This window comes from Mesorhizobium sp. M7A.F.Ca.CA.002.09.1.1, assembly GCF_003998555.1.
In the GTDB taxonomy this organism is placed as follows: Bacteria; Pseudomonadota; Alphaproteobacteria; order Rhizobiales; family Rhizobiaceae; genus Mesorhizobium; species Mesorhizobium ciceri.
In genome coordinates, this window is sequence record NZ_RZRR01000667.1 from 1 (window position 1) to 3,218 (window position 3,218).

At 61.6% G+C, this 3,218-nt stretch carries 5 protein-coding genes; 4 read left to right on the forward strand and 1 reads right to left on the reverse strand.

Features of this window, described 5'->3' with window-relative positions:
* The 3 genes from EN994_RS24135 to EN994_RS24145 form a co-directional block, all read left to right on the forward strand.
* A partial coding sequence (locus EN994_RS24135; protein ID WP_127307854.1) for an ASKHA domain-containing protein occupies positions 1–319 on the forward strand: 319 nt, incomplete at its 5' end.
* Between the two features lie 186 nt (positions 320–505).
* Positions 506–691 (forward strand): hypothetical protein, encoded by a 186-nt coding sequence (locus EN994_RS24140; protein ID WP_027160508.1) that lies wholly within the window; start codon positions 506–508, stop codon positions 689–691.
* Between the two features lie 232 nt (positions 692–923).
* Positions 924–1,871 carry an alpha/beta hydrolase gene (locus tag EN994_RS24145; protein ID WP_127307855.1) on the forward strand — a complete coding sequence of 316 codons (948 nt, stop codon included), beginning with the start codon at positions 924–926 and terminating at the stop codon, positions 1,869–1,871.
* A gap of 27 nt (positions 1,872–1,898) precedes the next feature.
* Here EN994_RS24145 and EN994_RS24150 read toward each other — a convergent pair whose 3' ends face one another.
* The gene (locus EN994_RS24150; RefSeq protein ID WP_013531163.1) at positions 1,899–2,798 is read right to left on the reverse strand and encodes a LysR substrate-binding domain-containing protein; all 900 of its coding nucleotides are present in this window, start codon (positions 2,796–2,798) and stop codon (positions 1,899–1,901) included.
* Positions 2,799–3,019: 221 nt separating this feature from the next.
* On the opposite strand from EN994_RS24150, the gene EN994_RS24155 reads away from it, so the two are divergent.
* Entirely contained in the window at positions 3,020–3,205 is a 186-nt protein-coding gene (locus EN994_RS24155; protein WP_013531162.1) for a hypothetical protein, read from the forward strand.
* Positions 3,206–3,218 lie beyond the last annotated feature (13 nt).

The following is a 3,218-nucleotide window of genomic DNA, read 5'->3' on the forward strand; positions in this document are numbered from 1 at the left end:
CCTCGACAAGGTCTCGGCGGTCGGCAACGCCGCCGGTGCCGGCGCGCGCATGGCGCTGCTCAATCGCGGCTACCGCCGCGAGATCGAGGACACGGTCAGCAAGATCGAGAAGATCGAGACGGCGCTGGAACCGAAATTCCAGGAGCATTTCGTCTACGCCATGGCGCTGCCCAACAAGGTCGATCCGTTCCCGAAACTGTCGGCAGCGGTGAAACTGCCGCCGCGCAAGACGGTCAGCGAGGATGGCGTTGCCGGCGACGCCGCTCCGCGCCGGCGTTCGCGCGAAGGCCACGAGGGGCGGAGGCGTGGACGGGAATAAGCGGCCCGCCCCCGCCAACACCTTTCGAAACTCATTTGCATGCAAATGTTTCCGGATCGTCTGATCCGGAAACCAAAACGCTGTTTTCGTGAAATTCGCCAGATACATGGCAGGCGCATTCAACCGGCATCGAACGGCAGGCAGGAAATATCTTTCAGCCGCCGCAACGCTCCAGGGGAGACAACGATGTCAATGCTCGAAAGCCTGAGCCGCTATGGCACCGCCATCAGACAAGCCCATGACCGCAGCAAGGCGCGGCGCCTGCTGAACAGCCTGCCGCCCGAAATCCAGAAGGACATCGGCTGGCCGGTGTCGCCGCGATCCAGTGAAAGGGCATCCCTCAGCAACGCTATCTGGAGCGCCGCGCGCTGATGACCTTCGCCGAGAAATGCAAATTGCTCGGCATGCGCCGGGAACCTCGCATGTCCCCGGCGACCACCAGCAACCGGCTGCGAGCCGCACTTTTACCGCGTCGCTGACCACTGCGGCGCGGATCAAACCGCCGTGTAGACGCGGGCGCAAATCTTGACATTTTCAGCCACGGCACAATCTTTCGATTTAGGGGGTTCTCTTAGTCGGCTTTGGCCGAAGTTCGTGTATCCGCATGCCAAGTTTGAAAAGCCATGTCGTGTCTTTTGTCTTGCGGCACAGCCGTAAGCAGGCATTTGCCAGTCCGGAAAATCTGCAGCGCTGGATCGCGGCCGCGCGCAAGACCGAGAACCACCGGCCGCCCGCCTCGCTACACCAGCGTCTCGATATCGAGATGCATACGGTCGGTGGCTTCCCCGTATACGAAATCCCACCCAAGTCCGGCGAACAGAAGCGGATTCTCTACTTGCACGGCGGCGCCTATGTCTTTGAAATCACGCCCTATCATTGGCACCTGATTGCCGACATGGCGGATCGGTTGGGCTACGCAATCACGGTGCCGATCTATCCAATTGCCCCCGAACATGATTTCCACGCCATGTTCGGGATGGTTGGCGATGTTTACCGGCAGATGCTCGCCGAGACGGAGGCCGAGGACATCGTCTTCATGGGCGATTCCGCCGGCGGCAACATGGCTGTGGTGCTGACCATGATGGCCGCCGAAGAAGGACTGTCCCTGCCGTCACGACATGTGCTCATTTCGCCGGGTCTCGACGTGTCGCTCACCAATCCCGCAGTGTTCGAGGCGGAACGCAACGACCCTTGGCTGGGCATAGCTGGCGGACGAGAGGCGATTCGTCTGTACAGTGCCGGCATCGATCCCAGCGACTGGCATATCAGCCCGGTCTATGGAGATCTGTCAGTGCAGCCAAGAACACTGCTTTTGACTGGCTCGCGCGATCTTTTGACGCCCGACAATCTGATCTTCGCGGAAAAAGCCCGCGCCGCCGGCGTTGAAATCGATCTTGTCTATGAGGAAGGCATGTTCCACGTCTGGCCGCTGATCGACATGCCGGAGGCCCGGCGCGCCCGCGAGCGCATCGTCGAATTTCTCGGGGAGAGCCGGATCGTGCAAGACACGAGACTAAGGCCTGAACAGCGCCCCGCCGAAGCGGCGGAGTAGCTCTATATTGTCGTCCTTACCAGCCGGTCAGAACTTGCCGGTTTCCCGGAACACTTCGAAGGTCGCGCGGATGTGGTCGGCGACGGCCTTGACCGGCGCGCTGGCGTCCGGCGCCACCACCATCGCCAGATTGTAGGTGCCGATGTCGGGCATGCCGTCCTTCGGGCAGAGTTCGACCATGTCGTTGCCGAGAAACGACTTCGGCAGCGGCGCCACGGCGAGATCGGACATGATCGCGGCGCGCTGGCCGGCCGTGTGCGCGCTCATATAGGCGATGCGGTAGTTGCGGCCCTCGCGGCCAAGCGCATCGAGCGCTCCGGCGCGCCAGGCGCAGCCCTCTTCCCAAAGCGACACCGGCAGCGGCTCGCGCAGATGCGCGCAGCCGCCCTTGGCGCCAGCCCAGACGATCGGCTCGGTCAGCAGCACCTCGGCGCCGAGCGCGCTGGTCTTGTAGGAATTGGTCAGCAGCGTGATGTCGAGCGCCCGGTCGTCCATGCGCCGGCGCAGATTGCTGCTCTGGTCGATGGTGACGTCGACGGCGATCGACGGATGCGACTGCGCGAAACGCTTCAGCACATGCGGCAGCACGCGCTCGCCGTAATCGTCCGGCGAACCAAGCCGCACGACACCGACAATCTCGGGAATGATGAACTTCGACACCACCTCGCGGTTGATCGACAGCAGCCGGCGGGCATAGCCGAGCAGCATCTCGCCGTCCGTGGTCAGCGACACCGAGCGGGCGTCGCGCGCGAACACGGAGCGGCCGAGAATGTCCTCCAGCTTCTTGATCTGCATGGAGACGGCCGAAGGCGTGCGAAAGACGGCATTGGCGGCGGTGGTGAAGCTGCCGGTCTCGGCAATCGCCACGAAAGTGCGCAAAACGTCGAGATCGAGCAGTGGCAGCGGATGATTGAGCGGGGCGTTCATGGCAACCGACCTTCAATTTTTCTGATACAAAACATCACTCCATTTCGTTTGATTGAACATCAGATTGGGAGGATAGTCAACTCCATCGAATGAGGCAGCTGCCACAAGCAGCCATGAAACGACCCCGACACAGACCTGCATTCGACACGAAATGAAGTTGAAACAAACCCGACGTAACCAACGCGCTGTCTGGCACCCGCCAGCCACCAAAGGAGAAAGAAATGTCTATCCTGTCGTCTCTTGGTCGCATCGCGACCGAATTCAGCGCGGCACGCGCCCGCTACCAGACCGAGCGCGCCATCCGTTCCTTGCCGATCGAACTGCAGAAGGATATCGGCTGGCCTGAGGCTTCCGACACCAAGACCGGTACTCGCAATGGCATCGGATCCTGGGCTGGAGCAAAGTAGATCGTGTGTGCTA